The following is a 15,210-nucleotide window of genomic DNA, read 5'->3' on the forward strand; positions in this document are numbered from 1 at the left end:
GGCGCAGCGCCGACCCGGACTTGTCGTGCCTGCAGCGGGTACGTAGCGTCGGTGGATCGTTGGTTAGCGAGTCGACGCCATATGTTCTCTTCACCTGCTGCCCGGAGGCCGGGACGTGACGGTGCGGCCATGCCGCGACCGGGCGATGCCGTGACCCCTGACGAGCCGGCGGCCAACCCGTGGCATGCCCTGTGGGCGATGATGATCGGCTTCTTCATGATCCTCGTCGACGCCACCATCGTGGCCGTCGCCAATCCGTCGATCATGCAGAGCCTGCGCACCGACTACGACGCGGTGATCTGGGTGACCAGTGCCTACCTGCTGGCCTACGCCGTGCCCCTGCTGCTCGCGGGCCGGCTCGGCGACCGGTTCGGTCCGCGCAACGTATACCTGGCCGGGCTTGCGGTGTTCACCGTCGCCTCGTTGGGGTGCGGCCTGGCGGGCAGCATCGAGATGCTGATCGCCGCGCGGGTGGTCCAGGGTGTCGGGGCGGCGCTGCTCACCCCGCAGACCCTCTCGACGATCACCCGCATCTTCCCGCCCGAGCGGCGCGGTGTGGCGATGAGCGTGTGGGGAGCCACCGCGGGCGTCGCGACGCTGGTGGGTCCGCTGGCAGGCGGCGTGCTGGTGGACACCCTCGGCTGGCAGTGGATCTTCATCGTCAACGTGCCGGTCGGCGTGGCAGGTCTGCTGCTGGCCGCCCGGTTCGTGCCTGCGCTGCCCACCAGGAAGAACGGCTTCGACATCCCCGGTGTGCTGCTCTCCGGGCTGGGCATGTTCCTCATCGTCTTCGCCCTGCAGGAGGGCCAGTCACACAGCTGGGCGGCGTGGATCTGGGGTTGCGTCGCACTGGGTATCGGCGCGATGGCCGGGTTCGTCTACTGGCAGTCGGTGACCCCGCACGAGCCGCTGATCCCGCTGCAGATCTTCCGGGACCGCGACTTCAGCCTGTCCAACCTCGGCATCGCCACGATCGGCTTCGTCGTCACCGGGATGATCCTGCCGCTGATGTTCTACGCGCAGGCCGTCTGCGGCCTGTCACCCACCCGGGCGGCACTGCTCACCGCGCCGATGGCGATCGCGACCGGGGTGCTGGCGCCGCTCGTCGGGCGCATCGTGGACCGCTCGCACCCGCGGCCGGTGGTCGGGTTCGGCTTCTCCGCGCTTGCCATCGCGCTGACCTGGCTGTCGATCGACATGACGCCGTCCACGCCGATCTGGCGGCTGGTGCTGCCCATCATGCTGATGGGCATCGGCATGGCCTTCATCTGGTCACCGCTGGCCGCCACCGCCACCCGCAACCTGCCGCCGACGCTCGCCGGTGCCGGGTCGGGGGTCTACAACGCCACCCGCCAGGTCGGCTCGGTGCTGGGCAGCGCCGGGATGGCGGCGTTCATGACGTCGCGGATCGGCGCGGAGCTGCCGGGGGGCGGGTCGGCGCCGGTCGGGGAGGGGGCCGTCACGGCGCTGCCGGCGTTCCTGCACGAGCCGTTCGCCGCGGCGATGTCCCAGTCGATCCTGCTGCCCGCGTTCGTGGCGCTCTTCGGGGTGGTGGCCGCACTGTTCCTGCTGGGCTTCGGCGGGCGGTCGGGGCGGACGTCCGGCGCGGCAGGCGAGGTGGATCCCGAGGCGCGCACCGACGTGATGCACGCGGCCGCGCACGCCGACGACATGTACGACGCCTACGACTTCGACGACGACGATTACCTCGAGTACACCGTCGAGTGGGACGACCCGCCGCCCACGCCCGCGCGGCCCGCACCCGTCGCGGACGTCGACGATGCGGTGACCGAACCCCTGGCGTCGCGAGTCGAGCATCCGCTGCCCGCCCCCGCCGAGGTGTGGCACAGCGATCCGGTCGAGTCGTGGCACAGCCTGCTCGCCGCCGACGAACCGGCCGACGAACCGGCCGACGCGCCCGCCGACACAGATCCCGCTCCGGAGCCCGCGTTCATCCCGATGCGGGCCGAATCCGAGCCCGACCCCTGGCGCAACATCCTGGAGGCGTTGATGGCCGACGCTCCGCCGGAGCCGTCGGGCGAAGCAAACGGGCGCGCGCACAACGGTTTCCACGTCGACGAGGAGCAGCGCCTGCAACTGCTGCCGCAGGTCGAGCCGCCGCCCGTCGAGCCGCCTGCGCCGCCGCGCGACCCGTTCCAGACCAACGGCCACCCTCGCGACCGACACGTCGAGGCGCCGCGATCGAACGGGTCCGCCGGCAACGGACGGCACTACCGGCACGACGACCACGACTCAGCCCCACGCGGCCGTCACTCCCGGCCGTGATGCGGCACCGGACGCCTCAGCGGAACAGCACCGCCGCGTTCAGGTAGCCGGTCGGATCGAGCGCCGACTTCAGCGCCCGCATCGTGGAGACGTCGTCCTCGGTGCGCGACATCGTCAGATAGTCGCGCTTGCGTGACCCCACGCCGTGTTCGGAGCTGACGTTGCCGCCGTGTTCAGCGATCAGCGTCATCATCGCCGCGTACAGGTGCCGCTCGGCGGCGGTGTCCACCCGCAGCACATTGAGGTGCAGATTGCCCTCGCCGATGTGGCCGAACAGCACCGGTATCGCGTCGGGAGCGTGCGTGCCCACCAGGTCGGTCGAGGCCGCGGCGAACCCGGCGACCGATTCCAGCGGCAGTGACACGTCGAACTTCAGCGGCGGGCCGTACACGCCGAGTATCTCCAACACCGCCTCGCGCACCCGCCAGAGCCGTTGCTGCGCAACAACGTCCACACCGACGGCGGGTTCTCCGCTGACGTCGATGTCGTCGAACGCCGCCGCGAGCCGCTCGCCGGGATCGTCGGTGCCTGCGAGTTCGACCAGCAGCAGCCACGGCGCGTCCACCGGCGCCGCGACGCCCATCTGCTCGGCGGTCACCGCGCAGGCGCGCCCGTCGATCATCTCGAGCGCCGCGATCCCGTCGAGGTCACGGAACAGGCGGCCGGCGGCGACGAGTGCCGACAGGTCGGTGAACCCGCAGACGGCGGTGATCCGGTGTGCCGGTGTCGGATACAGCCGCAACTCCAGTTCGGTGAGCACACCCAGCGTGCCCTCCGCTCCGACGAAGAGCGACGCCAGGTCATATCCGGTGTTGTCGCTGCGCACCCGGCTGAACCGGCGCAGCAGCGTGCCGTCGGGCAGCGCGACCTCCAGCCCGAGCACCTGCTCGCCCATGTTGCCGTAGCGCACCGTGCGCAGCCCGCCGGCGTTCGTCGACGCCATTCCGCCCACGGTCGCCGAATCGCGGGCCGCCAGGTCGACGCCGAACACCAACCCCGCGGACACGGCGGCCTGCTGCACGGCGCCGAGCGTCACGCCCGCACCCACCCGCAGCCGTCGGTCTGCGACATCGAGTTCGCCTGTCTGCGTGAGCCGTTCGGTGGACAGCAGCACGTCGTCGTGTTCGGGCACGGTGCCCGCGACCAGAGACGTCCGGCCGCCCTGCACGGTGACGTGGGCGCCGGCGTCCCGGCACTCCCGCAGCACCTGTGCCACCTGCGCCGCGTCGCCCGGCCGGACCAGCGCCGCGGCCCGGCCGCGGTATCTGCCGGTGTAGTCCACGCTGCGCCCGGCCAGCAGGTCGGCGTCGGTGCTGACGTACGCCGCGCCGACGACCTCGGACAGCGTGCGGGGCAGCGAGCCGGTCACTGCGATGCCACGGTCAGGAACGCGCCCAGCTCGACGAGCCGGTCGGGGGTGGCGGGCAGGTACTCGGTGAGTGTCTCCGCCCGCACGACGAACGCCGCGTACTTCGCCCGGCTGATCGCCACGTTGAGCCGGTTCCTGTTGAGCAGGAACGAGATTCCGCGCGGAACGTCGTCGATGGATGAGGCCACCATCGACACGAACACCACCGGCGCCTGCTGGCCCTGGAATTTGTCGACGGTGCCTGCCCGCACGCCGTCGAGGCCCGTGGCGTCGAGGTGCCTGCGCAGCAACGTCACCTGCGCGTTGTAGGGCGTGACGATCAGCACGTCGTGCTGGTCCAGCGGGCGGGTACCGTCCTCGTCCGACCACGCCGAGCCGATCAGTCGCCAGATCTCGGTGAGGATCGCCGCGGCTTCCTCCGGACTCTCGGTCGCATTGCCGTCGTGGCGCACGGGCAGCACCCGCACGCCCGGTGCCAGACCCTCGAGCCGACGGGCCGCGGTCACGGCCTCGAACGAACGCAGCCGCCCGTCGTAGGACAGCCGCGACACCGCCGTGCACACGTCGGGATGCATGCGGTACGAGCGGTCGAGGAAGTAACCGAGCTCGGCGGGCAGCGTCTGCGCGTCGGCGACCAGCCAGCCCAGGGCCGAGCAGTCGACGGGCTCGGGATGGGTGCCCGCACTGACCTGCGGCAGCTGCTGCGGATCGCCCAGCAGCAGCAGATTCGCGGCGGCAGGCGCCACCGCGATGGTGTTGGCCAGGCAGAACTGGCCGGCCTCCTCGATCACCAGCAGGTCGAGGCAGCCGCGGGGAACCCGGGAGTCATTGGCGAAATCCCATGCGGTGCCGCCGATCACGCAACCGGTGCGGGCGGCGGCGTGCTCGGCGAGGAATGCCGGGAACTTGGCTTCGTCGAGCACCGTCCAGCCGGGGTCGGCGCCGCCCTTCTTCTTGGCGACGTGGACGGCGTCCACACCCGCGGCCAGCACATCGCGGAACAGGTTCTCCACCACGGCGTGCGACTGCGCCACCACACCGACGCGCCAGCGGTGGTCGTTGACCAGCCGCGTGACGATCGCCGCCGCGGTGAAGGTCTTGCCGGTACCCGGCGGACCGTGCACGGCCAGATACGACGAGTCCAGGTCGAGCAGCGCGGCGGTGATCGCCTCGGCGGCGCCGGCGTCGGTGCCGGGCAGCGGATCCCCGGAGCGGGTGCGCGGCGGCCTGCGCAGCAGGATGTCGACGACGGCGTTGACCGGCAGCCGCGGCAGCCCGGCGGCCAGTGCCGTCGCCGTGGTCTCGATCGAATCCTGCAGCGCTGTCGTGCGGATGGGCGGGCCTGGGGTCAACGCGAAGGGCAGTGCGTCGAACGTGCCGCCGCCCTTCGGTTCCCGCTCGATCACCAGCACCTCGGTTGGCGCCTCGGGGTCGTCGCACGCCTCCACCCGCACCGGGGCGAACGCCCGCCGGTCGGGATCGTCGGACAGTCCGGCGGGCGCGGGGGGTTCGTAGAGGGCGTACATCTCGCGGCCGAGCCCGCCGGCGGCGACCGACCCGGTCAGCGTCAACCAGCGCTGCGGCTTGCGCGCCCGCGGCGGGGTGTGCCAGTCGGTGTGCACCTCGGCGTGCTCGGCGAGGAAGACGTCGGTGGTGTCGGCCCACTCGTCGACCGGGTTGTTGAGCCGGTCGAAATGCGCCCACCAGTACGGCTTGTCCTCCCGGCGGTGGTATCCGCGGGCGGCGGCGACCATCGCGACCGCGGACTGCTCGGGGGTGCGCAGAGCGGCGTCGTCGCCGACGAATCGGGCCAGCCGGCGGGCCAGATGGTCATCGGGGTCCACCGTCGCGCCGTCGGTGACCGGCTGGGGCCCGCGCGGCGGCACCGCACAGTCGATGGCACGGCAGATCAGCCAGTCCCGCAGCTTGCGGGTGGACGTGCAGTCGTAGCGGTTGTATTCCTCGATCTCCTTGAGCACCACCGCGGCCTCGTCGTCGCGCCCTTCGGCGCGCAGCTCGCAGTAGCGGGCGTACTGCGTGATGGAGTCGGTCGCGGTGGTGACGTCACCGCTGCGCAGCTGGGCGCCCATGTACAGCGGCTCCAGCGACTTGAGGCTGTAGTTCTCGGTGCCCACCCGGATGCTCTTGCGCACCAACGGGTAGAGATCGACGAGCACGCCGCTGCGCAGCAGGTCGTCCACCTCGTCCTCGCCGACGCCGTAGCGGCCGGCCAGCCGCAGCAGCGCCGTCTTCTCGTAGGCGGCGTAGTGGTAGACGTGCATCCCGGGGTGGCGCTTGCGGCGCTTGCGCACCACTGCGAGGAAGTCCAGCAGCGCCCGGCGCTCCTGCCCGCGGTCGTGCGCCCACAGCGGGGTGAACGTGTCGGCGGTGTCGAGGACGCCGAAGAGGTACTCGATACCCCATTCGCGGCCGTCGGCCGTCCAGAGCGGATCGCCCTCGAAGTCGAAGAACAGGTCGCCGCGATCGGGTTCGGGCAGCGCCATCAGCGGCTGCGGATCAGCGATCTCGTAGGGCGGCTTGCCGTCGATCCGGGCGGTGGTCTGCAACCGCGCCTGCGCACTCAGCGCCGTGTCGGCGCGGGCCGGGAGCTCGAGCACCGGACCGTGATGGCCGGCCAGCTCGGCGACGGTGGTGATGCCTGCGTCGATCAGGCGGGCGCGCTGGCTGACCCGCATGCCGGCGACCAGCAGCAGGTCGTCGTGCGCCCGCACCTGGGCGGTGCACTCGGGGCAGCGGAAGCAGGCCCGCACCTCGGTGTCCTCCCACGACACGGCGGCGTCGCCGGCGAGATGGCGGTCGAGCAGGCGCTGCAGCGCGGCGCGCCGCGGCCGGTACACCGGCAGCAGTTCGTCGACCGCGTACCGGGCCACCGCACCGTCGCCGAGCACCAGTTCGACCTCGGGCGCCACCTCGATGCCCGCGGCGGTCAGTGTCTCGGCATAGGCGGCCAACTGCAGCAGGGCCTCGACCTTCACCGAGCGGGCCAGCTTCGTGTCCCGCAACCGGTAGCGGCCGTCGTCGTCGAGGAGCAGGAAGTCGGCGAACCCGGCGAAGCGACCGTCGAACATGGCGGCCTGGTAGATGACCGGGGCCCGCCGCTCGACCGCGCTGCGGGTGGCCTCGGCCGCGGCCGTCAGCCCGGCGATGGTGTACCGCGGACGGCCGATGACGGTGACCGTCGCGTCGGCCGTCGCGCGGATGGCATCGAGGTGCCGCTGCTCGTGGTCGTCACCGAGTTGCGCAGTGCGCGCGAGCAATTCGTCTTCGGCGGCGACGGCGGGCCCGCGGCTCAGCCGGGCGTCGAACGAGCGCAGCAGCGCGTACTCGCAGCGGGCGGCCGCGGCGAGGTCGGAGGCGCTGTAGACGACCAGTGGTCCGGACGTGGCGCCCGGGCCGTCGTCGTCGATGACGAACACGAGGGCAATGCTAGGGGAGCGGGCCGACAGCAAGACCCCACGCCGAGTCTGCGGTGAGAGCGCGTCACCCACCTGATCGGCGCTCCCACCGCAGTGTCGCGGCCCGGGTGTACCTCGGGTTACCTCTGCGGGCCGCGGCCGTAGCCCTGCTGCGGGTAGTCGCCGTAGCCCTGCGGCGGCGCCTGGTGCTGCGGCGGCGGGGGATAGGACGCGCCGCCCTGACCCTGCGGGTAAGGCTGCTGCCCTGGGGCCGTCGGCGTGGGACCGGTGGGCGTCGGGCCCGAGGGCGCAGCGCTGTAGGCAGGCAGCTGCTGGGTCGGCTGCTGGACGCCTGCCGAACCGCCCGACGAGCGCCGGTCCAGGTGCTCGCGCATGTTGCGGCCCTCGCGCTCGGCCTTGTCGAGGTAGTCCTCCCAGCGCTGTTGCATCGGCTTGATCAGGCCGCCCCCGACGCCGACCACGAGGATCCCGCCGATGGTGCCGAGGATCGCGACGAGCACGGGCAGCGTCACGGTGAGCGCGATACCGACCTGGTTCAGCGCCGCGATGATCCCGAGCCCGAGGATGAAGATGCTGGCGATGTTGGCGAGCATCCGCCCGTAGGACAGGCCGCCGAGCGCGTTCGACACGATGTCGCGGACGGCCGCGGCGATCGCGGCCGCCACGACGACGATGATGAGCGCGACCAGCAGCTTGGGCAGGAAGGCGATGACTCCCGCCAGCAGGTCGCTGATCGGGTTGGAGCCGAACACCCCGAACGCCAGCTGCAGGACGAACAGCAGCAGTGCGTAATAGACGATCTTGCTGACGATGGTCGAGGCGTCGTAGTTGCTCTGCTGCAGCGCTTTCCTGATGCCGCCGCGCTCGACGGCCCGGTCGAATCCGACCCGCTCGAGCACCTTGTCGATGGCCTTGGCGACGAGCTTCGCCACCAGCCAGCCGACGATGAGGATGACGATGAACGCCAGGAGTTTGGGTGCGAATGTGGCCACCGACCGCCACATGTCTCGGAGTGCGTCCTCCATTGGACCTATCCCTTCACCGGAGTCCCCGAACTATTGACACCGGCGTCATACCCGGGCGGGTGTGATGTAAACCACAACCGCGCTGTGGCTGGTCAGCCGGTGTTGCCGATCAGCTCGACCCCATTGCCGTTCCAGCGGAAGCGCACCACGCTGTCGAGGCCCTCGATGCCGCCGGAGTACCGCAGCGCGACGGTGTCCCCGGTCGACGCGGAGTCCTCGATCCCGTTGAACCCGTAGGTGTCGGGCACCCCGGTCGGGATGAACTTGCCCTGGTGGAACATCACCGCGCGGGTGTTCGGACCTTCGGCGTTGGTGTTGGCCCGCACGATCACCGCGGACAGCTGGGCGCACTCGTTGTAGTTCCCGGCCACCGGCTCCGGACTCCAGGCCTGATTGCTGCGCGGGTCGCGGGGCAGTTCGGACACCGCCTTGGCGATCTCGGGCGCCGCGAGGTTGACCGCGCACGGGTCGACGGGGCCCGCTGTCGCGGCGGTCGACGGGCCCATGGTCGGCCGGACGGCGGGCGGCGGTGCCGCGCTCGGGGCCGCTGTCGCGGCCTCGGGTGTCTTGGACGCCGTCGAATCGCCCGATCCGCACCCGACGACGACCAGCGCCAGGGCCGCGACCGGTGTCACGAGCCACTTCACACCAGGCACCGTACCGGCCGGCTCGCGACTCGCCGGGGAGGTCATGCGGGGCGCGTCAGCGCACTGCGCACCTGATCGATCTGTTCGTGGGCGAAGTTGACCATCTCGTTCGTCGAGGTGGTCGCCCCGGCGTGCGCCAGCGATGCGTACCGCGTCTCGCCGAGAGCCTCCTGCAGATGCTCGAGTGCGTCCTGGATCTCCGGGAACACCGCGGTCGCGAACGGACTGGCCGCGAAGCCGGCGAGGCGCGCCGCCGGTTCGTAGCGCCCGATCCGATCGAAGAGGTAGGCGAGTATCGCCAGCCGGCGGCTCGCGACGATCCTGTTCGCGGCGTCACCCTGGTTGCCGATGGCCATCGCGACGTGGTCGAGCGCCGTCATGGTGTCGCCGTGGGTGGCCTCCACGATCGCCATGTTGACCGCCAGGTGCGATTCGTTGGTGCGGTTGCCGCTCTCCCTGGCGATCGTCAGGCCGCGGCGCATCGCGTCGAGGGCGCGGATGTGATCGACGCTTCTGAACGCGCGGCCGTAGGCGAACAGCGCGAAAGACATCATGTGCGGATTGCCCGTGCCTTCCGCCGTTTCCAGCAGGCCTTCGGTGGCCGCCGTCGCCTCCTCGACCGTTCCGAGGTTCCACAACGCCATCACCAGGCAGGCCCGCACCAGGCCGTGGGAATCGGGGTGGCGGGCCAGCCGGCTGCGGCACCACGCGGCGGCGCGGTCGGGTTCGCCGATCGCCAGGAGGGGACCGGCGAGCCAGCCCTCGAGACCGAAGGCCATTCCCGGGCTGTCGCCGATCGCGAGCTGTCCCCACTCGCTGTAGCGGACAGCGTCTTCGAAGCGGCCGGGCCACATGGACAGCGCCGACGCGACGCAGAGTGCGGCGAGTCGGGGATGGTCCGTGTCTCGCGCCGGCTCGACGAGTTCCTCGGCCCACGCGATCGCCTCGAAGTTCTCCACCATGTATCCGAGCGGCGCGCAGCTGCAGGCGATCGCGGCGGCCGCCTCGATGTCACCGCTGTCCGCGGCGCACCGGAACGCGGTGCGCAGGTTCGCCCACTCGGCATCCAGCCAGGCGTAGGCCTCCCGCTGGCGCGGGCCGTCCCACAGAGTCAGCAGATCGTGTTCGCAGCCTGCGAAGTGCCGTGAGTGAGCCGATCTCGTCGCGGCGGCGTCGCCATCGGCGGCGAGTTGCTCCTCACTGAACTCGCGGATGGTCTCGAGCATCGAGTACCGCGTCGCGCCCGCGCGCTGATCGGCGCTGAGCAGCGATTTGCGCACCAGGGCGTCGAGGACGTCCAGCACCGCGACCTCGTCGTCGCAGCCGGGTCCGGCGACGGCGCACGCGCTCGTCAGCGTGAAGCCGCCGACGAATACCGAACACCTCGTCAACATCGCCTTCTCGCGATCGTCGAGGAGTTCGTAGGACCAGCCGACGGCGTGCCGGAGCGTCTGGTGCCGCTGCAGCCCGCGCCGCGTACCGGTGAGCAGCCGGAAGCGCTGGTCGAGATGGTCGCGGATGTCCATCGCCGACATCGACGCCATCCGTGACGCCGCGAGTTCGATGGCCAGCGGTATGCCGTCGAGGCGGCGGCAGATCTCGAGTACGGCGTCGGCTGTTCGCTGGTCCTGCATCGAGAAGCGCTGTGACGCGGCGTCGGCGCGCTCGACGAACAGGGTCACCGCAGCGGAGTCGGTTCCGGCGACCGCGAGGGACGGCACGGTGCGGACGCGTTCCTCGGCAAGGCCGAGGCCTTCCCGGCTGGTCGTGATGATCTTCACCGTCGCCGAGTGCGCGACGACGACGTCGATCAAAGCCGCGGACGCCTCGAGGAGGTGCTCGCAGTTGTCGAACACGAGCAGTTGGTTCCGGTCCTGGAGCGCGGCGCCGATGGTGTCGACCAGACTTTCGCCCGGCTCCTGGGTGATGCCCAGCACGGTGGCGACCGCGTCGGGCACCGCGGCCGGGTCGGCCACCGCGGCCAGTTCGATCACCCAGACGCCGTCGGGCATCTCGTTCTCGAGCCGCGCCGCGACGGCTAGCGCCAGCCGGGTCTTGCCGACACCGCCGACGCCGGTCAGCGTGACCAACTGGTGACTGCGCACGGTGTCGGTGATCTCGGCGAGGTCCGCGTCGCGGCCGACCAGCTTGGCCACCTGCGGACGCAGATTCCCCGGTGTCGGGCCGCCGGCCCGCAGCGGCGGGAACGTCGCCTGCAGGCCGTCGGCGCAGACCTGGAAGATCGTCACCGGGACGGGGACGTCGCGCAGGCGGCGCGGCCCGAGGCGGATGAGTTCGACGTCGCCGATCAGGGCCGCCGTGGTTTCGGCGAGCAGGATCTGGCCACCGTGACCGGCGGCCATCACTCTTGCGACCCGATTGAGCACGACACCGAAGTAGTCCTGGCCGCGCCGCTCGGCCTCGCCGGTGGCGATGCCCATCCGCACGGGCAACTCGAGTGCCCGCTGCGCCGCCACCGCCGCGTCGACTGCCGCACGCGGTGAGGCGAACGCGGCGCAGACACCGTCGCCGGTGTGCTTGAACAGCCAGCCGCCATGCGAGTCGATCACCTGCCGCAACGATTCGTCGTGCTCGGCCAGGGCGACTCGCATCCTGCCTGCGTCGGCCTCCCACCGACGCGTCGAACCCTCGATGTCGGTGAAGAGGAACGTCACGATTCCCGAGGGCCCCACCGGAGCGGACACCCACGCAGGATGTCACGTCGCAGACCTGGCGGGTCGAAAGTCATCGAACATGCGCGCTGGGCGACCGGCGTGCTTCGGCGCATTAGACTTGCCTCGCTATGACGCCGCCTGAGCCGGAAGAATCCGGAGCCGAACCTTCCTTCGCTGACCTGCACATTCACCCTGAGGTGCTGCGGGCAGTCGCTGACGTCGGCTATGAGTCGCCGTCGCCCATCCAAGCCGCCACGATCCCGGCCATGCTGGCGGGGTCAGACGTCGTCGGCCTGGCGCAGACGGGCACCGGCAAGACCGCGGCATTCGCCATTCCGATCCTGTCGAAGATCGACACCTCGAGCCGCACCACGCAGGCGCTGGTGCTGGCGCCGACGCGCGAGCTGGCACTGCAGGTCGCCGAGGCGTTCAGCCGGTACGGCGCTCACCTGAAGGTCAACGTTCTGCCGATCTACGGCGGCTCGCCGTACGGTCCCCAGATGGCCGGCCTCAAGCGCGGCGCGCAGGTCGTCGTCGGAACGCCGGGCCGGGTCATCGACCACCTCGAGAAGCGCACTCTCGACCTGTCGCACCTCGACTACCTGGTCCTCGACGAGGCCGACGAGATGCTGCAGATGGGCTTCGCCGAGGACGTCGAACGCATCCTCTCCGACACCCCGGAGTACAAGCAGGTGGCGCTGTTCTCGGCCACCATGCCGCCTGCCATCCGCAAGATCACCAACAAGTACCTGCACGACCCGGTTCAGGTGAAGGTCGAATCCAAGACCGCGACCGCCGACAACATCACCCAGCGCTACATCCAGGTCTCCGGACATCGCAAGATGGACGCGCTCACCCGGTTGCTCGAGGTCGAACCGTTCGAGGCGATGATCGTGTTCGTCCGGACCAAGCAGGCCACCGAGGAGGTCGCCGAGAAACTGCGCGCCCGCGGGTTCTCCGCGATGGCCATCAACGGCGACATCGCGCAGGCCCAGCGTGAGCGCACCATCGCCTCGCTCAAGGACGGCAAGCTCGACATCCTCATCGCCACCGACGTCGCCGCCCGCGGCCTCGACGTCGAGCGCATCTCACACGTGTTGAACTACGACATCCCGCACGACCCCGAGTCCTATGTGCACCGCATCGGCCGCACCGGCCGGGCGGGCCGCTCGGGCACCGCGCTGTTGTTCGTCACCCCGCGCGAGCGCCACCTGCTCAGCTCGATCGAACGCGTCACCCGGCAGAAGCTCGTCGAGTCCCCGCTGCCGTCGGTCGACGACGTCAATGCCCAACGCGTGGAGAAGTTCCGGGACTCCATCAGCGAATCGCTCAATGCTCCCGAGCTCAGCCTGTTCCGCCGCCTCATCGAGGACTACGAGCGGGACAACAACGTCCCACTGGCCGACATCGCGGCGGCGCTTGCGGTGCAGGCCCGCGACGGTGCGGAGTTCCTGATGGTCGAGCCGCCGCCGGAGAAGAAGCGGGAACGCGACGAACGTCCCCGCAAGGAACGCGGTGAGGGCAGGCCGCGCGAACGGCGCAGCGATCTCGCGCTGTACCGCATCGCAGTGGGCAAGCGGCACAAGGTGATGCCCGGCGCGATCGTCGGCGCCATCGCGAACGAGGGCGGGCTCAACCGCAGCGACTTCGGTCACATCACCATCAAGCCCGACCACTCGTTGGTCGAGCTGCCGGCGAACCTGCCGAAGCAGACGTTGAAGGCCTTGGAGAAGACCCGGATTCAGGGTCAACTCATCCACCTCGAACCCGACAGCGGGCCCAAGGCGCACCGCAAGGACAAGTGACCGCACCGCGAGGCGTTCAAGACACCGGGCAGCAGAACGACGCCCAAGGCGGGCTCGAGTCCGTCAGCGCCGCCGAGCGGGTCGCCTCGCTCACCGGTGTGCGGGCAGTCGCCGCCTTGCTGGTCGTGCTCACCCATGCCGCCTACACCACCGGCAAGTACACCCACGGGTACGAGGGGCTCGTCTACGCCCGCATGGAAATCGGCGTCCCGGTCTTCTTCGTGCTGTCGGGTTTCCTGCTCTTCCGGCCGTGGGTGAAAGCCACGGCGACGGAGGCTGATTGGCCGTCGGTGCGCCGGTACGCCTGGCACCGGGTCCGACGGATCATGCCGGCCTACGCGGTGACGGTCATCGCGGCGTATCTCGTCTACCACTGGCGCATGGCCGGGCCGAATCCCGGGCACACCTGGGAGGGGCTCTTCCGCAACCTCACCCTGACGCAGATCTACACCGACCAGTACATGTATTCGTTTCTGCACCAAGGCCTCACCCAGATGTGGAGCCTGGCCGTGGAAGCCGCGTTCTATGTGGTGTTGCCGCTGTTGGCCTGGCTGTTGTTGGCGGTGCTGTGCCGCCGCCGGTGGCGGCCGTGGCTGCTGCTCGGCGGCCTGGTGCTGCTGGGCGCTGTGACGCCCGCCTGGTTGATCTTCGTGCACACCGTCGACGGGTTACCCGACGGGGCGCGTCTGTGGTTGCCGACCTACCTGCTCTGGTTCGTCGGTGGCATGCTGCTCGCGGTCCTTTCCGTGATGGGTGTCCGCTGCTACGCCTTCGCGGTGCTGCCCATCGCGGTGGTGAGTTACTTCATCGCCTCGACACCGCTTGCGGGAGAACCGACGACGTCGCCCTACGCGTTGGCGCCTGCGATGTGGAAGGCGGCCTTCTACGCCGTGATCGCGACGCTCATCGTGGCGCCGGTGGCACTCGGCGACCGGGGGCTGTACTCGAAATTCCTCGCCAGCAGGCCCATGGTGTTCCTGGGCGAGATCTCCTATGAGATCTTCCTGATCCACCTCGTCACCATGGAATTGGTGATGGTCGAGATCTTGGGCTTTCCGATCTACACCGGGTCGATGCCGGCGCTGTCCGTCGGCACGCTGGTGGTGACCATCCCGCTCGCGTGGCTGCTGCACCGCTGCACTCGCGTGCGCCCTGCGCGCTGACGGACGAGCCAACCGGGGACCGACTAAGGGTACCCTTACCTGCATGGCTGATCAGAAGGCGACGCGCGGTTGGCAGGGCACGGTCCTCAAGCTGTTCCGCGCGGGTGACCACGAGTTCACCGTCACCGGCAAGCGGCAGGTCGGCCCGCACTACCTGCGTGTCAGCTTCACCGCAGGCGGCATGTTGGCCGGGCGGCCGACACATCCGACGCAGTGGGTGCGGATGTGGTTCGCCGACGGCGAAAGGCTGCATCAGCGCGGCTACACGCTTGTCGACCCCGACCCGGAAGCCGACACCGTCGACGTCGAATTCGCGTTGCACGAGGGCATTGCGTCGCAGTGGGCCGAAGACGCCGAGCCGGGGGACACCATCGAGGTGACGGTGCTGGGCAGCAATTTCGCCCTGCCCGAACCACGGCCCGCCGGCTACGTGATCGTCGGTGACACCGCGTCGCTGCCGGCGATCAACTCGTTGCTCGACGCCATCGGCGACGCGCCGGCGCGGGTGTTCCTCGAGGCCGGCCACGCCGACGACAGAGAACTGCCGGTGGCGCGCGCCGTCGACATCACCTGGGTGGACCGGGAGAACGCCGGCGCCGGACTGGTCGATGCGGTGACCTCCTCGGCGTTCGACGCCACCGACCACTTCGGCTGGGTCGCCAGCGACAACCGGACCACCCGCGCGGTGGCCAAGGTGCTGCGCGAGGAGTACCGGATTCCGCGCAAGTCGATCAAGGCGCAGGCCTACTGGGTGGCCTGACGGCGAACAGTTCTTTCGGCGGGTCGATTACGGGGCGGCCCGG

9 protein-coding genes are annotated in these 15,210 nt (G+C 70.2%); 4 read left to right on the forward strand and 5 right to left on the reverse strand.

Features of this window, described 5'->3' with window-relative positions; genetic code table 11:
* The first annotated feature begins 129 nt into the window (after window positions 1–129).
* The gene (locus tag ACPCHZ_RS21400) at window positions 130–2,286 is read left to right on the forward strand and encodes an MFS transporter (RefSeq protein WP_423486568.1); all 2,157 of its coding nucleotides are present in this window, start codon (window positions 130–132) and stop codon (window positions 2,284–2,286) included.
* Window positions 2,287–2,302: 16 nt separating this feature from the next.
* On the opposite strand, the gene ACPCHZ_RS21405 is transcribed toward ACPCHZ_RS21400, so the two are convergent.
* The 5 genes from ACPCHZ_RS21405 to ACPCHZ_RS21425 form a co-directional block, all read right to left on the reverse strand.
* Window positions 2,303–3,655, reverse strand: a complete 1,353-nt coding sequence (locus ACPCHZ_RS21405; RefSeq protein ID WP_423486569.1) for an FAD-binding oxidoreductase — start codon at window positions 3,653–3,655, stop codon at window positions 2,303–2,305.
* Window positions 3,652–7,092, reverse strand: coding sequence for a TM0106 family RecB-like putative nuclease (locus ACPCHZ_RS21410; protein WP_423486570.1), 3,441 nt, complete (start codon window positions 7,090–7,092; stop codon window positions 3,652–3,654). Before ACPCHZ_RS21410 ends, ACPCHZ_RS21405 begins: the two co-directional genes overlap by 4 nt.
* Window positions 7,093–7,211: 119 nt before the next feature.
* Window positions 7,212–8,117 carry a mechanosensitive ion channel family protein gene (locus ACPCHZ_RS21415; RefSeq protein ID WP_423486571.1) on the reverse strand — a complete coding sequence of 302 codons (906 nt, stop codon included), beginning with the start codon at window positions 8,115–8,117 and terminating at the stop codon, window positions 7,212–7,214.
* 92 nt (window positions 8,118–8,209) lie between these two features.
* The gene (locus ACPCHZ_RS21420) at window positions 8,210–8,764 is read right to left on the reverse strand and encodes an LppP/LprE family lipoprotein (protein WP_423486572.1); all 555 of its coding nucleotides are present in this window, start codon (window positions 8,762–8,764) and stop codon (window positions 8,210–8,212) included.
* 41 nt (window positions 8,765–8,805) lie between these two features.
* Window positions 8,806–11,469, reverse strand: coding sequence for an ATP-binding protein (locus ACPCHZ_RS21425; protein ID WP_423486573.1), 2,664 nt, complete (start codon window positions 11,467–11,469; stop codon window positions 8,806–8,808).
* 98 nt (window positions 11,470–11,567) lie between these two features.
* On the opposite strand from ACPCHZ_RS21425, the gene ACPCHZ_RS21430 reads away from it, so the two are divergent.
* Genes ACPCHZ_RS21430 through ACPCHZ_RS21440 form a run of 3 tightly spaced genes read left to right on the forward strand, consistent with a single transcriptional unit; the run spans window position 11,568 to window position 15,167 of the window.
* Window positions 11,568–13,244: a DEAD/DEAH box helicase gene (locus ACPCHZ_RS21430; RefSeq protein ID WP_423486574.1), complete on the forward strand. Its 1,677-nt coding sequence runs from the start codon at window positions 11,568–11,570 to the stop codon at window positions 13,242–13,244.
* A complete protein-coding gene (locus ACPCHZ_RS21435) occupies window positions 13,241–14,407 on the forward strand; it encodes an acyltransferase family protein (protein WP_423486575.1) in 1,167 nt (388 codons plus the stop codon). The genes ACPCHZ_RS21430 and ACPCHZ_RS21435 overlap by 4 nt, the downstream gene beginning before the upstream one ends.
* A 43-nt stretch (window positions 14,408–14,450) precedes the next feature.
* Window positions 14,451–15,167 carry a siderophore-interacting protein gene (locus tag ACPCHZ_RS21440; protein ID WP_423486576.1) on the forward strand — a complete coding sequence of 239 codons (717 nt, stop codon included), beginning with the start codon at window positions 14,451–14,453 and terminating at the stop codon, window positions 15,165–15,167.
* Window positions 15,168–15,210 lie beyond the last annotated feature (43 nt).

Source organism: Mycobacterium sp. NPDC050041, assembly GCF_049541695.1.
Taxonomy (GTDB): domain Bacteria; phylum Actinomycetota; class Actinomycetes; order Mycobacteriales; family Mycobacteriaceae; genus Mycobacterium.

Excerpts from the sequence above, each read along its gene's own strand:
- ACPCHZ_RS21400 (WP_423486568.1), top strand. The coding sequence starts at position 130 with ATGCCGCGACCGGGCGATGCCGTGACCCCTGACGAGCCGGCGGCCAAC.
- ACPCHZ_RS21415 (WP_423486571.1), bottom strand. The coding sequence starts at position 8,117 with ATGGAGGACGCACTCCGAGACATGTGGCGGTCGGTGGCCACATTCGCA.
- ACPCHZ_RS21430 (WP_423486574.1), top strand. The coding sequence starts at position 11,568 with ATGACGCCGCCTGAGCCGGAAGAATCCGGAGCCGAACCTTCCTTCGCT.
- ACPCHZ_RS21440 (WP_423486576.1), top strand. The coding sequence starts at position 14,451 with ATGGCTGATCAGAAGGCGACGCGCGGTTGGCAGGGCACGGTCCTCAAG.